Genomic DNA, 15,708 nt, shown 5'->3' on the forward strand with positions numbered 1-15,708 from the left:
GTCGGGGCCGGGCGCCTGCGCGGGCTCGTCATCCTCGACCAGCCCTCGGTGCGGGTGCCTTGTGGGTGCCCGCGCCGCGGGGCTACCTTCTGCGGCACCCGCCTCGCGCTGCGCCCCTGCTGGTGCACGTCGGGCGGACCCAGGTCTCCCGAGACCGAGACGGACCCGCGCCCGGAGGTGACCGGACCCGGAGCCGTGGGCGCTACCGGGGCCGTCACCGGCCGGTGCGCTCCGCTCCGACCGCACCCGCCGCGCCGTCACCTCCGGAGGCACCATGACGTCCGCACACCCCACCCCCGGCACCAGCGCGAACACGCGGGAGGTCGAGGACGGCGTCGTCACCGACTTCACCCGCGAGATGTCCTACGGGGCCTACCTGCACCTGGACGAGCTGCTGTCCGCCCAGCACCCGCTGAGCGTGCCCGAGCACCACGACGAGCTGCTCTTCATCGTCCAGCACCAGACCTCCGAGCTGTGGCTGAAGCTCGTGCTCCACGAGCTGCGCGCCGCCATGGCCGCCCTGGCCGCCGACGACCTGCGCGGCGCGCTGAAGAACATCGCCCGCGTCAAGCACGTCCAGAGGACGCTCACCGAGCAGTGGTCGGTGCTGGCCACGCTCACCCCCACCGAGTACGCGCAGTTCCGCGGCTTCCTCGCCAGCTCCTCGGGGTTCCAGAGCCACCAGTACCGGGCGGTGGAGTTCGCGCTCGGCAACAAGAACGCCGCGATGCTCGCCGTCTTCGCGCACGAGCCGGCCCAGCAGGCCCAGCTGCGCGAGCTGCTGGAGTCCCCGAGCCTGTACGACGAGTTCCTCCGCCTCCTCGCCCGCCGCGGCCACGACGTCCCGCCCCTGCTGCTGGAGCGCGACGTCACGAAGGCCCACGTGCACACCCCGGAGCTGGTGGCCGTGTTCCGGCGCATCTACGAGGACGCCCGCGCGCACTGGGACGAGTACGAGGCCTGCGAGGAGCTGGTGGACCTGGAGGAGAACTTCCAGCTGTGGAGGTTCCGCCACCTCAAGACCGTCGAGCGGACCATCGGCTTCAAGCGCGGCACCGGCGGCTCCTCCGGCGTCGACTTCCTCGCGCGGGCGCTCAGCCTGACGTTCTTCCCCGAGCTGTACGCCGTCCGCACCGAGGTCGGTGTCTGATCCCTTCGTGATCATGGGCGTCGTGCGCAGTGGTGTGCGCAACGCCGATGATCACGAAGGGGGGCGGGGTCAGGGGGTGAGGCCCTCCTCGAGGGCGTCGGTGAGCAGGCCCACCAGCGCCTCCAGCTGCACGTCGACGGAGTCGCCGACCTCCTCGTCGGAGCCGTCCAGCGCCCGCGCCGCCAGTCCCGCCTTGCTGTCGATCATCGCGGCGATCCGCGCGTCCAGCGTCTGCGCCGCGATGACCCGCCACGCCGTCACCGGCTCGGTCTGGCCGATGCGGTGGACCCGGTCGATGGCCTGCGTCTGCTCCGCGTCGGTCCACGACAGCTCGGCGAGCACCACGTCGGAGGCCACCTGCAGGTTGAGCCCCACGCCGGCTGCCGTGAGGGAGCACACGACGACGGCGACGTCGGGGTCGGTGACGAACGCGTCGACGTTGCGCTGGCGCACCTCCGGCGTCTGCCCGCCGCGCACCGAGGAGAACCGCAGGCCCTGCCGGGAGAACAGCTCCTCGGCGGCGTCCATGACCTCCACGTGCTTGGCGAAGAGCACGACCTTGCCGGCGCTGCGCGCCAGCTGCGCGGTGTAGTCCGCCGCCAGCTCCGCCTTGGCCCGGCCGATGCGGCGCACCACGCTGAAGACGTTCTCGCCGGTGCCGGTCTCGCCGTCCTTGAGCTCGGCCTTGGCCACCCGCCGCACGAGCGCGGCGTCGATGACCGGCTCGGGCGCGTCAGGCGTGGCGCCGAGGGCCTCGTAGGCCTCCTCGACCACCGCGGCGGCCTCGGCCGCCGCCTGGGCGGCTGCCTCGGCCTCGGTCTGGGCCCCGATGGTCGGCACCGCGTCGGCCACGGCGTCCGCCGGCGCCTCGGCAGCAGGTACCTGCGCGCCAGTGCGGGTCACGTCGACGCGCTCGTCGTCGTCCTCCGCCCCCATGGCCAGCGCGCCGTCCAGGCCCGCGGCGGCGCGGTGCGCGAGTGCGCGGTGGTACCGCTCGACCATGCGCAGCGCGAGGTCGCGCTCGGCGGCGCGCACGGAGCGGCCGGCGGGCCCGTCGAGGTCCACGGGGAGGTCCGCCACGCGGCGGGAGGGGATGTCGGCGGCGACGTCCACCTTGCGGCGCCGCACGATGCCCATGTCCACCACGGCTCGGCGGGCGCCGGGGTAGAAGTCCGGGTCGGCGGGGGTCCTGTCGAGCTCCTCCAGGGCCTCGAGCAGCTGCGGCACCGGGCGGGTGCCGTCGGTCCAGCCGAGCAGCTGCCAGATGGCGCGGAAGTCGTCGACGTCGTTGATGAGCGGCGTGCCGGTCAGCGCCATGACCAGCGGGTCGGGCGTGCGGGTGCGGACGCGGTCGGCGATGGCCAGCACGTTCTGGGACCGCTGGGAGGTCTTGTTCTTGATGAAGTGCGCCTCGTCGACCACCATCCCGCGGAAGCCGAAGTCGCCCAGCCACCCCAGGTGGCGGTCGAGGACCTCGTAGTTCACCACCACGACGTCGGCGAAGCCGTTGACGCTCTCACCGCTGCCCTGCACCACGGTGGTGGAGCGGTGCGGCACCCACAGCCCCGCTTCGCGCGCCCAGTTGGTCTTCACCACGCTCGGGACGACGACGAGCAGCGGGTACGCCATCGCGGCCTCGGCTGCGAGCAGCGCCTGCGCGGTCTTGCCCAGGCCCGGCTCGTCGGCGAGCAGGAAGGTGCGGTGGCCCTGCGCGGCGGCGGCGACCAGCTCGCCCTGGTGCTGCATGAGGTCCTTGCCCGCCGGCGTGTACTGGGCGGTCGGCTCGGGCAGCTCCATGCACGCGGCCTCGCCGCCGCTGGCCCGCTCGAAGGAGCTCAGCAGCGCCGCGACGAGGTCCCAGCCGCCGAGGCGGCGGGGGAGGAAGGCGTGGTCGGGCTGGGGCGTGAACACGGGCGCCAGGAACGGGTTGGCCAGCTGGCGGGAGGCGACCGACGTGGGCACCACGGCGCGCTCGGAGGCCGCCGCGGGCGCCGCTGCGCCGGTGGGCGGCGCGAACGGCGAGGTGACGGCGGCCGTCGCGGTCGCCTGCTGAGCCGGGACGTCCTGCGGGGCGGGCTCGATGCCGGCCTCGCGCTGCATCTCGCGCAGCAGCGCCCGCGAGCTGGGCGCGATGACGGCGTCGTCGGAGAGCAGGTGCAGCAGCCCCGCGTCGCGCACGGCCGCCACGGCCAGCTGGGCGGCCACCTGGTCGAGGCGCTTGAGCCGCTCGGAGCGCCTGGCCTCGGTGATGGCCGCGCCCTGGACGCGGGCGCGCTCCTCGCGCAGCAGCAGCGCCACGGCCTGGAACCGCGAGCGGACAGCCGGCGTCAGGCGCCCCGTCTTCACCGCCTGCTGGACCTCGCGGACGCCGTCGGACAGGACGGCGACCACGTCCTTGCGCTGGCGGGTCGCGCCGCGGCGCACACCCCCGCCGCTGCCGCCGCTGCCGCGTCCGTCGCGGCGGGTGTCACCGCGGGTCGAGCTGCCGTTGCTGCTGCGGCGTCCGTCGCCGCCGCGCTGGCCCTGGGCCAATGCCACCTCCTGGAGGCGTCGAGGCGCCGGGGCGCCACGTCGTCACCCGCTGCCGCGGCGGCGCTCGCGCTGGAGCTGGCCGCTGGACCACCGGGCGTCGAGCCCGGGTCTTCGCGTCAGGGGGCGTTGCCCCCATGGTAGGCGGACGACGCGCCCCCTCCGGACGTGATCCCGCGACCTGCGTAGCCTCGCCGCCACCGTCCTCCGTCCGCGACCGTCGACCGCTCGTCGACTCCTCATCGACTCCTCATCCACCCAGGGAGGTGCCGTGGCCGCTCGTCCGCGCTTCGACCCCGAGCTCCGGGCCGGGCTGGCCGTCGTCGGCGGCGTCTTCCCGCCCACCATCACCCCGGAGCTCATCCCGTTCATGCGGCGCTCCTACGCCTCGCCTCCGCTGGAGGAGTCGCTGGCGGGACGGTCGGTGGTGAGCGAGGACGTGACCGTCGAGGGCCACGGGGGCACGCCCATCACCGTCTCCGTGCTCCGAGACCCGCGCCGGAGCGGCCCTCGGCCGGGAGTGCTCTACGCGCACTCGGGCGGGATGGTGTTCGGAGACCGCTTCAGCGGGCTCGACATGGTCTTCGACTGGGTGGAGCGCCTGGGGCTCGTGGTGGTCACCCCGGAGTACCGCCTGGCTCCCGAGCACCCCGACCCGGTTCCGAGGGAGGACTGCTACGCGGCTCTGGTGTGGATGGCGCAGCAGGCCGAGCAGCTGGGCGTCCGCCCCGACCGGCTGGTGGTGGGCGGAGCCAGCGCCGGCGGCGGACTGGCCGCCGGTCTCGCGCTGGCCGCGCGCGACCGGGGCGGGCCGGCGCTGGTCGGCCAGCTGCTCGACTGCCCGATGCTCGACGACCGCGGGCTCACCCCCTCCACGCGCGCCTTCGACGGCGTCGGCGTGTGGGACCGGACCAGCAACGAGACGGGGTGGAGGGCGCTGCTGGGAGACGCCGTCGGCGGTCCGGACGTGCCACCCCTCGCAGCGCCGGCGCGGGCGTCGGACCTGCGCGGCCTGCCGCCGGCCTTCCTCAGCGTGGGCGAGGCCGAGATCTTCCGCGACGAGGCGGTCGCCTACGCCTCGGGGCTCTGGGCCGCCGGGGTGGACGCCGAGCTCCACGTGTGGCCGGGCGGCTTCCACGCCTTCGACATCTTCGCCCCGCACACCGCCCTGGCCCGGTCCCTCGTGGCGGTGCGGACCGCGTGGCTGGAGCGCCTCCTGGAGGACTGACGGCCCTGGTCCGCCCGGTCGGGCGCTGGTCACCGGGCTGCCCGCGGCGCGAGGATGGACGGGTGCAGGAACTGCTCGGGCGCCTCACGGCGCTCGACCCCGACGCCAGCCACGGGCTGCGCGTCATCGCGTGCTTCGACGAGCTGGTGCTCGGCAACGTCGGCACGCGGGCCCTGCTGAGCGCGGCCGCCGCGCTGGCGGGCTGCCCCGCGGGCTTCCAGCAGGACCACCCTCCCCTGCAGGTGCGGGTGGCGGGCACCGGGGACCTCCTGCCACCCGCGCCGCCCCCGGCCGGGGTGGAGCGCGTGGACGGCCAGGTCAGCTGGCTCGACCGCGACGGTCCTCCCGGCCCGCACGACGCGATCATCGTGGAGCGGCTGGCGCTGGCACTGCGCATCCGCCACGGCAGGGGTCGAGCGGCCCTGGCCGACCGCCGCCACATGGCGGTGCTCCTGGACGCGACGGTCCCGGTGACGGCCCGGCGCGAGGCGGCCAGCGCGCTGGGGGTGCGAGGCGAGCGCCGCAGCTGCGTGGTGGTGGCGCCGCTGTTCGCCCGCTGGACGGCGCACCCCGTGGTCCCCGAGGACGTGGTGCCCTCCCCGCACGGTCCCCTGCACGTGCTGGTGGTCCCCGAGGGGGTCGAGGTGGTGGGCGCCTCGCCGAGCGGCACCAGCGCTCCGACGGCCGTCGACGACCTGCCGCGCGCGCTGCGCACGGCCACGACGGCGCTGCGCCTGTGGGACGAGGGCTGCGGCTCCACGTCGCACGTGGACAGGTTCGGCGGGCTCGTCGAGCTGCTGGTCGACCTCCCCGACGAGCCGGGCAGCAGCGGAGACGTCGACCGGCTGGAGGCCGTGGTCGCCCACGGCTGGGGGGCCACCACGCTGGAGGCCCTGGTGCAGGCGGCCTCCGTCCGGCAGGCGGCGCGCCTCGCGGGCGTGCACCACAAGACCATGACCGCGCGCGTCGAGGAGGTCACAGCGGCGCTGGGCTTCGACCCGCTGGCCGGGTACGGCCGCGCACGGCTGGGTGTCGCGTGGCTGAGGTGGCGCCTGCGGCACTCCCGCGTGCTCGACCTTCCGGCACCGCACCGGCCCTGAGCCGCGCCCGCCAGCTGGCGGGGGAGGCGACCCCGCTCGGCCGACGGCTGCCGGTTCCGCCGTCCTCCGGCCGGGGGCAGCCTTCGCAGTGACGGACGACGACGTCTGGAGGAGCGCCCCGTGATCGAGAACAGCTACTACACCCACGAGCACCACGGCGAGTACGAGCTCGTCAGCATCGGCGAGCTGCAGCTGGAGGAGGGCGGGGTCATCCCCGACTGCCAGCTGGCGGTGGCCACCTTCGGTGAGCTCAACGCGGCGCGCGACAACGCGATCCTCGTCTCCACCTGGTACTCGGGCACCCACCAGATCTGGCGCGACGCCTACATCGGCCCCGGTCACGCCCTGGACCCCTCGACGTACTTCATCGTGGTGGTCGACCAGATCGGCAACGGACTGTCGACGTCGCCGCACAACGCCACCGGGGCCAACGCCGGCATCGCCATGTCGGGGTTCCCCCACGTGCGCATCGGCGACGACGTCGTCGCGCAGGAGCGGCTGCTGCGCGAGCACTTCGGCATCGAGACCCTGCAGCTGGTGACCGGTGGTTCGATGGGCGCCCAGCAGACCTACGAGTGGGCCGTGCGCTTCCCCGAGAAGGTCGAGCGGGCCGCCCCCATCGCCGGCACAGCGCAGAACACCCCTCACGACTTCCTCTTCACCAAGGCGCTCATCGACACCATCACGTGCGACCCCGGCTTCGCCGGTGGGGAGTACACCTCCCACGAGCAGGTGGTGGACGGGCTCGAGCGCCACGCCGGCATCTGGGCCGTGGTCGGCTTCTCCACGGAGTACTTCAAGACCGAGGCGTGGCGCTCCCTGGGCTTCGAGACCGTCGAGCAGTTCATGGAGCAGTTCCTCGAGCCGTACTTCACGGCCATGGACCCCAACGACCTGCTGACCATGGCGTGGAAGTGGCAGCGCGGTGACGTCGCGCGCCACACCGGCGGTGACCTCGCCGCCGCCCTGGGACGCATCACGGCCAAGACCTTCGTCATGCCCATCAGCGAGGACATGTTCTTCCCCGTGCGCGACTGCGCCGCCGAGCAGGCCCTCGTCCCCGGCAGCCAGCTGCGCGTCATCGACGACGTCGCCGGGCACCTCGGCCTCTTCGGCGTCTCCGCGGGCTACATGCCCCAGGTCGACGCGCTCCTGTCCGAGCTCCTGGCCACCCCGGCCTGACAGACCAGCCGCAGCACGCCCCCCCGGGCTGCGGCCGTGAACCCCCCTCCGGGTTCGCCCTGGACCAGGGCGAGCCCGGAGGGGGGGTCAGCCGGCGCGGTGCAGCGGGACGGGCAGCCGGGCGGCCAGCTCGTCCACCGACGTCCCCCAGGTCTCCAGGACGACGACCCCGGGTCCGCTGACGTCGAACAGCGCGACCTCGGTGTAGACCCGGCTGACGCACCCGACGCCGGTCAGGGGGTACGTGCACGCCGGGACGAGCTTGGCCGATCCGTCCTTGGCGAACAGCGTCATCATCACGAGGACGTCCTTGGCGCCGTTCGCGAGGTCCATCGCCCCGCCGACGGCGGGGATGGCGTCCGGGGCGCCGGTGTGCCAGTTGGCGAGGTCGCCGCTCGCGGAGACCTGGAACGCGCCGAGCACGCACACGTCGAGGTGACCGCCGCGCATCATGGCGAAGGAGTCGGCGTGGTGGAAGTACGCCGCCCCCGGCGGCTCGGTGACGGGCACCTTGCCGGCGTTGGTGAGGTCGGGGTCGACCTCGTCGCCGTGGGCCTCCGGGCCCATCCCGAGCATCCCGTTCTCGGTGTGCAGCACGACGCCGGCCTCCGGGCGCAGGTGCGCCGCGACGCTCGTGGGCTGCCCGATGCCGAGGTTGACGAAGGAGCCGTCCGGGATGTCCCGGGCCACGACGGCGGCCATCTCGTCGCGCGAGAGCGGCCCGCGGTCGAGGTGCTCGAGCGTGGTCGTCGTCGTCATCGTCCCTGCTCCTCCGTGCCGGTCGTCGCCGGTGTTCCCGACGAGAGGTCGACCACGTGGTCGACGTAGATGCGGGGAGTCACCACGGCCTCGGGGTCGAGGGAGCCGGTGGGCACCACCTCGTCGACCTGGACCACGGTGACCGCGGCCGCCGTCGCCATGACGGGACCGAAGTTGCGGGCGGTCTTGCGGTACACGAGGTTGCCGACGCCGTCGGAGCGGTGCGCGCCGACCAGCGCCACGTCACCGCGCAGCGCCGTCTCGAGCACGTGCTCGCGCCCGTCGATGACGCGGGTCTCCTTGCCCTCGGCCAGCAGCGTGCCGACCCCGGTGGGGCAGAAGAAGGCGCCGATGCCGGCGCCCGCGGCGCGCATCCGCTCGGCGAGGGTGCCCTGCGGCACGACCTCCAGCTCGATCTTCCCGGCGCGGTAGAGCCCGTCGAAGACCCAGGAGTCGTGCTGGCGGGGGAAGGAGCAGATGACCTTGCGCACCCGGCCCGCGGCCAGCAGCGCGGCCAGGCCGGTGTCGCCGTTGCCGGCGTTGTTGCTCACCACCGTGAGGTCGTCGGCGCCGTGGCGGATGAGGGCGTCGACCAGGGCCACCGGCATGCCGGCCATCCCGAACCCGCCGACGAGCACCGTCATGCCGGAGGTGATGCCCGAGGCGGCGAGGGCGGCGTCGGCGGCCTCGTGGAAGTGCGTGCGGCTCACCGGCTCGCCTCCTGGTTCTCCAGGACCACGGCCAGGCCCTGGCCGACACCGATGCAGAGCGCCGCCACGCCCCAGCGGGCGTCGCGCTCGCGCAGCACCGCGGCGAGCGTCCCCAGCAGCCGCGCGCCGGAGGCGCCGAGGGGGTGGCCCAGCGCGATGGCGCCCCCGCGGGTGTTGACGAGGTCGGGGTCGACGTCCCAGGCGTCCAGGCAGGCGAGCGACTGCACGGCGAAGGCCTCGTTGAGCTCGACGGCGCCGACGTCGGACCAGCTGATCCCCGCGCGCGCCAGCGCCTGGTCCGCCGCCTCGACGGGAGCCAGCCCGAAGTCCTGCGGGTCCAGCGCGTGCGCGCCGCGGCCGGCGATGCGCGCCAGCGGAGCGGCACCCAGCGCGTCGGCTGCGCGCTCCGAGCCGATGAGCAGCGCGGCGGCACCGTCGGTCAGGGGACTGGCGTTGCCGGCGGTGATGGTGCCGCCGTCGGCGGGGCTGCGGAAGGAGGGCTTGAGCTTCGCGAGGGTCTGCGGGGTGGAGCCGTCGCGCACGCACTCGTCGCGGGCCAGCTCGACGCCGGGGACGTCGAGGACGAGCTCGTCGTAGAACCCGTCGGCCCACGCCGTCGCAGCGAGCTGGTGGGAGCGGGCCGCGAACTCGTCCTGCCGCTCCCGGCCGATGCCGAGGCGCTGCGCGAGCTGCTCGTTGCACTCCCCGAGCGACGCGGTCCACTCGCTCGGCATCGCGGGGTTCACCAGCCGCCAGCCGAGCGTCGTCGACGCCGCCGTCACGTCACCGGCGGGGTAGGCCCGCTCCGGCTTGGGCAGCACCCACGGCGCGCGCGACATCGACTCGACCCCACCGGCGACGACGACGTCGGCGTCGCCCGTCTCGATGCTCCGCGAGGCCAGCGCGGCGGCGTCGAGGGAGGAGCCGCACAGCCGGTTGACCGTGGTGGCGGGGACGGAGGTGGGCAGCCCGGCCAGCAGCACGGCCATGCGGCCGACGTTGCGGTTGTCCTCGCCGGCCTGGTTGGCGCAGCCCCAGACGACGTCGTCGATGCGGGAGCGGTCGAGCGACGGCGCCTTCTCGAGGACGGCGGACAGCGCCGTGGCGGCGAGGTCGTCGGGACGGACGCCGGCCATCGCGCCGCCGAAGCGGCCGAACGGCGTGCGCGCGCTGGCGTAGAGGTGGGCTGAGGGCATGTCGATGACGCTAGGCCGCTGATCGATCGACGTCCAAGACCGGTTGTTGCGCCACTGATAAGCGATGTGCATGAGTAGTGGTCGTGGAGACCCGGCTGCTGCGCTCGTTCGTCGTCCTCGCCGAGGAGCAGCACTTCGGGCGGGCCGCCGCGCGCCTGCACGTCGCGCAGCCCGCGCTGTCCCAGCAGCTCAAGCAGCTCGAGCAGCAGGTGGGCGCCCGCCTGCTGGAGCGGACCACCCGCCGGGTGGAGCTCACCGCCGCGGGCGCGCTGCTGCGCGAGCGCGCGCTGCGGGTGCTGGCCGACCTCGACCGGACCGCCGCTGACCTCGCGCTCGTGGCCGCCGGCCGGTCCGGACGCGTGCGGCTCGGCTTCGTCGGGACGGCGACCTACGCCCTGCTGCCCAGCGTCGCGCGGCGCGTGCGCTCCGAGCTGCCCGACGTCGAGCTGGTGCTCCACGGCGAGCAGCTGGCCCCCGCCCTGCTCGACAGGGTGCTCGCCGACCACCTCGACCTCGCGGTGCTGCGCCCCTCCGGTCCGGCGCCCACCGGGCTGGTGGTGGAGGAGCTGCGCCGCGAGCCGCTCGTGGTGGCGCTCCCGGCGGGGCACGCGCTCGCAGGGCTCGACGAGGTGCCGCTGGCCGACCTGGCGGGGGAGCCCCTCGTGGCGCACCCCTCCGGCCGGCGGTCGACCCTGCAGCCCCTCGTGCTCGACGCCTGCCGCGCCGCGGGCTTCGAGCCGGAGGTCATCGAGGTGGGGGAGACCGGCACGCTCGTGGCGCTGGTCGCCGCGGGCCTGGGGTTCGGGCTCGTGCCCGACGCCGTGCGCGCGCTGCGCCTGGACGGCGTCGTCTACCGCCCGCTCGCCGGAGACCCGGTGCAGGTGCCGCTCGCCCTGGCGCACCGCGCCGACCCGGCCCCGGTGGTGCAGCGCGTGGCAGCCCTCCTCCGAGCCGCCACCTCACCCCCGTGACCACCGCCACGTCCGTCGTGGGACGGGGGCCTCAGGCCTCGCCGTCCTCGGCGAGGACCTGCTGCGCGACCCGGAACGCGGTGTTCGCGTCGGGCACGCCGCAGTAGATGGCCGCCTGGAGGATGACCTCCTTGATCTCCTCCACGGTCAGCCCGTTGCGGCGCGCGGCGCGCACGTGCATCGCCAGCTCCTCGTGGTGGCCGCGGGCGATGAGGGCTGTGAGCACGCCCACCGAGCGCGAGCGCCGGTCCAGGCCGGGCCTGGTCCAGATGCCGCCCCAGGCGTACTCGGTGATGAACTGCTGGAACTCGCGCGTGAGGTCTGTGGCAGCCGCCGTCGCCCGGTCCACGTGGGCATCCCCGAGGACCTCGCGCCGCACCACCATCCCCGCGTCGCGCACCTCCGCCAGCGTCAGGGCGCTGCGCGCCGCGCCCCGGGCGTGCTCGCGCACCAGCGCGGCGACCCGCTCCGAGGCCTCCACCGGAGCGAGGTGCGCGACGTCCTCCAGCACCACCAGGCGCCCGCGCTGCACGCCCTCGGCCACCTCCCGCAGGCTCTGCGGCGGGGTGGCAACGTCGTGGGCGCCGGCGAGCGCGAGCACCGGCGCGCCCACCTCGCCCAGCCTGCCGCGGACGTCGAAGGCCGCCAGCGCCCCGCACACGGCGGCGTACCCGGCGTCGTCGGCCTGGGAGAGCGCGTGCAGCAGCGCTGAGCTGCGGGCGGGCTCGCGCTCGACGAAGCCGGGTGCGAACCACCGCTGAGCCGAGGCTGACACGAGCGACGGCGTGCCCGAGGCGCGCACCGCCGCAGCGCGCTCGGCCCACGACTGAGGGGTGCCGATGGCCGCGCCGGTGCACAGCAGCACCGCCGAGCGCACGCGGGCGGGCGCGTCGAGGGCCAGCTGCAGGGACACCGCCCCGCCCACGGAGTCACCGGCGACGTCGAAGGTGGCGCCCGGTCCGGCGAGGGCGTCGACGGCGGCGAGCACGTCGGCCGCGAGGTCGGCGATCGTCAGCTCGGTGCCGTCGGCGGGCACCCAGGGGTTGCGCCCGTGACCGGGCAGGTCCCAGGCGACCACGTGGAAGGCGTCGCCGAGGTGCTCGGCCGCCGCGGACCACAGCGCCTCGACGCTGGTGCCCAGCGAGGGGCCGACCACGAGCAGCGGCAGGCCGTCGTGCCCGGCCAGCCGGACGAGGGTGGTGCTCACAGGTCCTCCTGCACGGTGCTGTCGGTGCTCTTCGCGGGGTGTGCGAGGTGGTCGGCCGCCCGGGCGAGCGCCGCGTCGACGAGGTCGTCCACCAGGCCGAGGTAGTCCCCGGACGCCGGTCTGCCCGTGAGCGCGGCCATCGAGTGCTGCTCGGCGCGCACGGCGTCGTCGAGCTCGCGCAGCCGGGCGGCCATGCGCGCGGAGTCGACGTGGAGGCCGCGCAGCAGCTCGCTCGTCTGGCTCGCCGCCACGGCGGTGCGGCGCAGCAGCAGGGCGAGGGTGTGCCACTCCACGTGCCAGCCGCCGTCGGCGCGCTCGTCGACCTGCTCAGCCGCGGCCAGGTGGAGGCTCGCGGCGAGCTGCGGGGCGGCCAGGGCGGTGCGCCGCACGAGGACGGCGAGGGTGGGGTTGGCCTTGTGCGGCATGGTCGAGGAGCCGCCCGCGGAGCCGTCGCGGAGCTCACCGACCTCGGGTCGCCCCAGGGCCAGCACGTCGTTGGCGATCCGCCCCCACGCGTCGGTGGCGGTGGTGGCGGCGTCGCCGAGGCGCGTCACCGGGGTCCGGCGGGTGTGCCACGGCGGCGACGGGTCCAGCCCCAGCGCGGCCGGCACGGAGGTGCGCAGCGCGCGGGTGCGCTCGGCTCCGGCCAGCTCGACCACCGCGGACAGGGTCCCCGCGGCCCCGCCCAGCTGCACGGGCCAGCGCAGCGCCGCCAGGGCGTCGTCGGCGTCGAGGAGCCCGTGGAGCCAGCCGGCGGCCTTGGCGCCGAAGGTCGTGGGGACCGCGGGCTGCGTGAGGGTGCGCGCCACCAGCGGCGTGCTCCGGTGCTCCTCGACGAGCGCGGCGAGGCGCTCCACCTGCGCGCCCAGCTGGCGCCGCACCGCCGTGACGGCCTCCCGGGCGCACAGGAGGACGGCGGTGTCCATGACGTCCTGGCTGGTCAGCCCGCGGTGCAGCCAGGTTCCCGCGGTCTCCTGGCCGGCCGCGCGCAGGTCGGCGCGCAGAGCCGCGACGAGCGGCATGACCGGGTTGCCGCCCGACTCGGAGGCCTCCGCCAGTGCCCGCTGGTCCACGTCGCTGACCAGGGAGGCCAGGTCCGCCCGCGCCTGCGGCGGCGCCACCGCGGCGTCCACGAGCGCGTCGAGCCAGACCTGCTCCACCCGCACCGCCGTGCGCAGCAGAGCGGCGCCGCCCATGAGCCCGCCCGCCCGGTGGTCACCGGGCCACCACAGGCCGTCGGCGGGGGAGCCCGTCACCGCTGGCACGTCGTCGTCATCGCCGTCGTCCACGCCCTCGATCCTGCCGGGGAGCCGGTCACCGGCCCGCGCGGGGATGGGCCAGGAAGACCGTCTCCCGCTCGCCCTGCAGCGCGATGTCGAAGCGCAGGCCGTCCTCGTCGTCGACGCACAGCAGGGTGCCCGAGCGGTCACCGGCGGACCGCAGCAGCGCGTCGGGCTCGGCGCCGTCCAGCGGCAGGTAGGCGCGCGTGAAGAGGCGGTGCATGAGGCCGCGGGCGAAGACGGCCACCGCGAAGAACGGCAGCCCGCCCTCCACGGAGCCCGGGCGCAGCGTGGTGAACGCGTACCGGCCGGTGCGGTCGGTGCTGCAGCGGCCGAAGCCCGTGAACGCGTGGCCGTCGCGGCGCAGGGAGCCGTGGCGCTGCACCACGTGACCGGCGGGGTCGGCCTGCCAGATCTCCACGAGGGCGTCGCGCACGGGCAGCCCGGAGCCGTCGGTGACGGTGCCGTGCAGCAGCAGGGCCCCGGGGATGCCGGGGGCCACCAGCTGGCGGTCGCCGTCGTAGGGGAGCGCGTAGTGGAAGAACGGGCCGACCGTCTGGCCCGGCGTCGGCGGCAGGGCCGCCGCAGCGCCCGTCGTCGTGAGGGTCATCGGCCGGCCTCCTCGTCCTCGCTGCGCTCCACGTCGAGGTCGCCCTCGAGCGGGGTGCGGTGGCTCCCGGTGAGCACCACGTCCCACCGGTAGCCGGTGGCCCACTCGTGCTGGGTGAGGTCGTGGTCGTAGGTGGCCACGAGCCGCTCGCGCGCCCTCGGGTCCACGATCGACTGGTAGATCGGGTCGAGGGCGAACAGCGGGTCTCCGGGGAAGTACATCTGCGTCACCAGGCGCTGCGTGAAGTCGGTGCCGAACAGCGAGAAGTGGATGTGCGCCGGACGCCACGCGTTGTGGTGGTTGCGCCACGGGTACGGGCCCGGCTTGATGGTGGTGAACCGGTAGCGGCCCTGGTCGTCGGTGATGCAGCGGCCCACGCCGGTGAAGTTCGGGTCCAGCGGTGCCGGGTGCTGGTCGCGCTTGTGCACGTACCGACCGCCCGCGTTGGCCTGCCAGACCTCCGCCAGCTGGTGGCGCACCGGGCGCCCGTCGCCGTCGAGCACGCGGCCGGTCACCACCATGCGCTCGCCGATCGGCTCACCGCCGCCCTGGATGGTCAGGTCGGACTCGAGCGGGTCGACGTCGCGCTCGCCGAAGCACGGGGCCCACAGCTCCACACCCTCCGGGTCCGCGTGGTGCAGGTCCTTGGTGGGGTGGCGCAGCAGGCTCGAGCGGTAGGGCGCGTAGTCGCGGCGCGGCTGGAGCTCGTCGGCGCCCGCGGCCTCGTAGGCGCGGCGGTGCTCGGCGATCTCCTCGTCGATGACGTGCTGGTGCACGAGCCCCGTGCTGGGGTGGCGCGTCGCTGCGCCCTGGATCACCCGCGAGCTGCTCATGCCGGTGACCGTAGGGCCGCCGAGCACGACGCACCCGCACCCGCTTCCGGCCAGCGGAAGTCCCTTCGGGTGGTCGCCACCACCCCGCACTCCCGCCGCGGCCCCGCCGGCGCCAGACTCGCCCCGTGGCGGGAGGCAGCAGGGCGGCGGGGGCGAGCGTCACCTCGCGCGCCCTCAGCCTGCTCGCCGCCTTCGACGACGAGCACCGCCGCCTCGGGCTCACCGCGCTCGCGGAGCGCGCGCGGATGCCGCTGCCCACGGCGCACCGGCTGGTGGCCGACCTCGTGGAGTTCGGCGCGCTGGCGCGCACGCCGTCCGGCGACTACGTGGTGGGCCGGCGCCTGTGGGACATCGGCCTGCTCGCCCCCGTGCAGTCAGGGCTGCGCGAGGTGGCGTCACCGCACCTGCAGGACCTCTTCGGCGCCACCCGCGCCACCGTCCACCTCGCGGTCCGCGACGGCGTGCGCGCCCTCTACGTGGACCGGCTGCGCGGGAACGCCTCGCTGCCGGTTGTCGCCACCGTCGGGTCGCGGCTGCCGCTGCACGCCACGGGCGTGGGCAAGGTGCTGCTGGCGCACGCGCCGCAGCCCGTGCAGGAGGAGGTCTTCCGCGAGCTGCCGCGCCTGACGCCCTTCACCATCACCGCGCCGGGCAGCCTGAGGCGCCAGCTGACGCTCGTGCTGCGCGACGGCTACGCCACCACCGCCGAGGAGATGGGGCTCGGCGCCTGCTCGGCGGCCGTGCCCGTGTCGCAGCGCGGACGGGTGGTGGCGGCGCTCGGCGTCGTCGTCGCCTCCCTCACGCGCGACCGGCCGCGGCTCGTGGCCGCCCTGCAGGTGGCGGCCCAGGGCATCTCCCGGTCCCTGGAGCGGGCGCCTGCCGTGGGCGCGGAGGGCGACGGGGCCGCCGAGAGGGCGCTCTGAGCGCGGGGCTTCCGCCCAGCGGAACCCCCG

14 protein-coding genes are annotated in these 15,708 nt (G+C 75.3%); 6 read left to right on the forward strand and 8 right to left on the reverse strand.

Annotated features, from left to right (window positions below; all coding sequences use genetic code 11):
- Window positions 1–274 precede the first annotated feature (274 nt).
- The gene (gene kynA, locus FMM08_RS05755; RefSeq protein ID WP_147925421.1) at window positions 275–1,150 is read left to right on the forward strand and encodes a tryptophan 2,3-dioxygenase; all 876 of its coding nucleotides are present in this window, start codon (window positions 275–277) and stop codon (window positions 1,148–1,150) included.
- 69 nt (window positions 1,151–1,219) lie between these two features.
- On the opposite strand, the gene FMM08_RS23315 is transcribed toward kynA, so the two are convergent.
- The gene (locus FMM08_RS23315) at window positions 1,220–3,574 is read right to left on the reverse strand and encodes a DEAD/DEAH box helicase (protein ID WP_369431674.1); all 2,355 of its coding nucleotides are present in this window, start codon (window positions 3,572–3,574) and stop codon (window positions 1,220–1,222) included.
- 376 nt (window positions 3,575–3,950) lie between these two features.
- Between FMM08_RS23315 and FMM08_RS05765 the strand changes: the two genes are divergently transcribed.
- From FMM08_RS05765 to FMM08_RS05775, 3 genes are all read left to right on the forward strand, one after another.
- Entirely contained in the window at window positions 3,951–4,907 is a 957-nt protein-coding gene (locus FMM08_RS05765; RefSeq protein ID WP_222710455.1) for an alpha/beta hydrolase, read from the forward strand.
- 62 nt (window positions 4,908–4,969) lie between these two features.
- Window positions 4,970–6,007: a PucR family transcriptional regulator gene (locus tag FMM08_RS05770; protein ID WP_147925422.1), complete on the forward strand. Its 1,038-nt coding sequence runs from the start codon at window positions 4,970–4,972 to the stop codon at window positions 6,005–6,007.
- A gap of 120 nt (window positions 6,008–6,127) precedes the next feature.
- Window positions 6,128–7,189 carry an alpha/beta fold hydrolase gene (locus FMM08_RS05775; protein ID WP_147925423.1) on the forward strand — a complete coding sequence of 354 codons (1,062 nt, stop codon included), beginning with the start codon at window positions 6,128–6,130 and terminating at the stop codon, window positions 7,187–7,189.
- A gap of 87 nt (window positions 7,190–7,276) precedes the next feature.
- Here the strand turns inward: FMM08_RS05775 and FMM08_RS05780 are convergent, their stop codons facing one another.
- From FMM08_RS05780 to FMM08_RS05790, 3 genes are read right to left on the reverse strand one after another with little or no spacing between them, the layout of a single operon-like run.
- Complete coding sequence (locus FMM08_RS05780) at window positions 7,277–7,948, reverse strand: 3-oxoacid CoA-transferase subunit B (RefSeq protein ID WP_147925424.1); 672 nt, start codon at window positions 7,946–7,948, stop codon at window positions 7,277–7,279.
- Window positions 7,945–8,658: a 3-oxoacid CoA-transferase subunit A gene (locus FMM08_RS05785; protein ID WP_222710456.1), complete on the reverse strand. Its 714-nt coding sequence runs from the start codon at window positions 8,656–8,658 to the stop codon at window positions 7,945–7,947. Before FMM08_RS05785 ends, FMM08_RS05780 begins: the two co-directional genes overlap by 4 nt.
- Entirely contained in the window at window positions 8,655–9,854 is a 1,200-nt protein-coding gene (locus FMM08_RS05790) for a thiolase family protein (protein ID WP_147925425.1), read from the reverse strand. The genes FMM08_RS05785 and FMM08_RS05790 overlap by 4 nt, the downstream gene beginning before the upstream one ends.
- Before the next feature lie 83 nt (window positions 9,855–9,937).
- Between FMM08_RS05790 and FMM08_RS05795 the strand changes: the two genes are divergently transcribed.
- On the forward strand, window positions 9,938–10,825 hold the full coding sequence (locus FMM08_RS05795) for a LysR substrate-binding domain-containing protein (RefSeq protein WP_147925426.1): 888 nt from the start codon (window positions 9,938–9,940) through the stop codon (window positions 10,823–10,825).
- 31 nt (window positions 10,826–10,856) lie between these two features.
- Here FMM08_RS05795 and pcaDC read toward each other — a convergent pair whose 3' ends face one another.
- From pcaDC to pcaH, 4 genes are all read right to left on the reverse strand, one after another.
- The gene (pcaDC, locus tag FMM08_RS05800; protein WP_147925427.1) at window positions 10,857–12,032 is read right to left on the reverse strand and encodes a bifunctional 3-oxoadipate enol-lactonase/4-carboxymuconolactone decarboxylase PcaDC; all 1,176 of its coding nucleotides are present in this window, start codon (window positions 12,030–12,032) and stop codon (window positions 10,857–10,859) included.
- Window positions 12,029–13,228, reverse strand: a complete 1,200-nt coding sequence (locus tag FMM08_RS05805) for a lyase family protein (RefSeq protein ID WP_147925649.1) — start codon at window positions 13,226–13,228, stop codon at window positions 12,029–12,031. The genes pcaDC and FMM08_RS05805 overlap by 4 nt, the downstream gene beginning before the upstream one ends.
- 118 nt (window positions 13,229–13,346) lie before the next feature.
- Window positions 13,347–13,922 (reverse strand): protocatechuate 3,4-dioxygenase subunit alpha, encoded by a 576-nt coding sequence (pcaG, locus tag FMM08_RS05810; RefSeq protein ID WP_147925428.1) that lies wholly within the window; start codon window positions 13,920–13,922, stop codon window positions 13,347–13,349.
- Complete coding sequence (gene pcaH, locus FMM08_RS05815; protein WP_147925429.1) at window positions 13,919–14,755, reverse strand: protocatechuate 3,4-dioxygenase subunit beta; 837 nt, start codon at window positions 14,753–14,755, stop codon at window positions 13,919–13,921. Before pcaH ends, pcaG begins: the two co-directional genes overlap by 4 nt.
- Before the next feature lie 125 nt (window positions 14,756–14,880).
- Here pcaH and FMM08_RS05820 point away from each other — a divergent pair, with 125 nt between their 5' ends.
- Window positions 14,881–15,678, forward strand: coding sequence for an IclR family transcriptional regulator (locus tag FMM08_RS05820; protein WP_147925430.1), 798 nt, complete (start codon window positions 14,881–14,883; stop codon window positions 15,676–15,678).
- Window positions 15,679–15,708: the final 30 nt, after the last annotated feature.

It is taken from the genome of Quadrisphaera setariae, assembly GCF_008041935.1.
Lineage (GTDB): Bacteria > Actinomycetota > Actinomycetes > Actinomycetales > Quadrisphaeraceae > Quadrisphaera > Quadrisphaera setariae.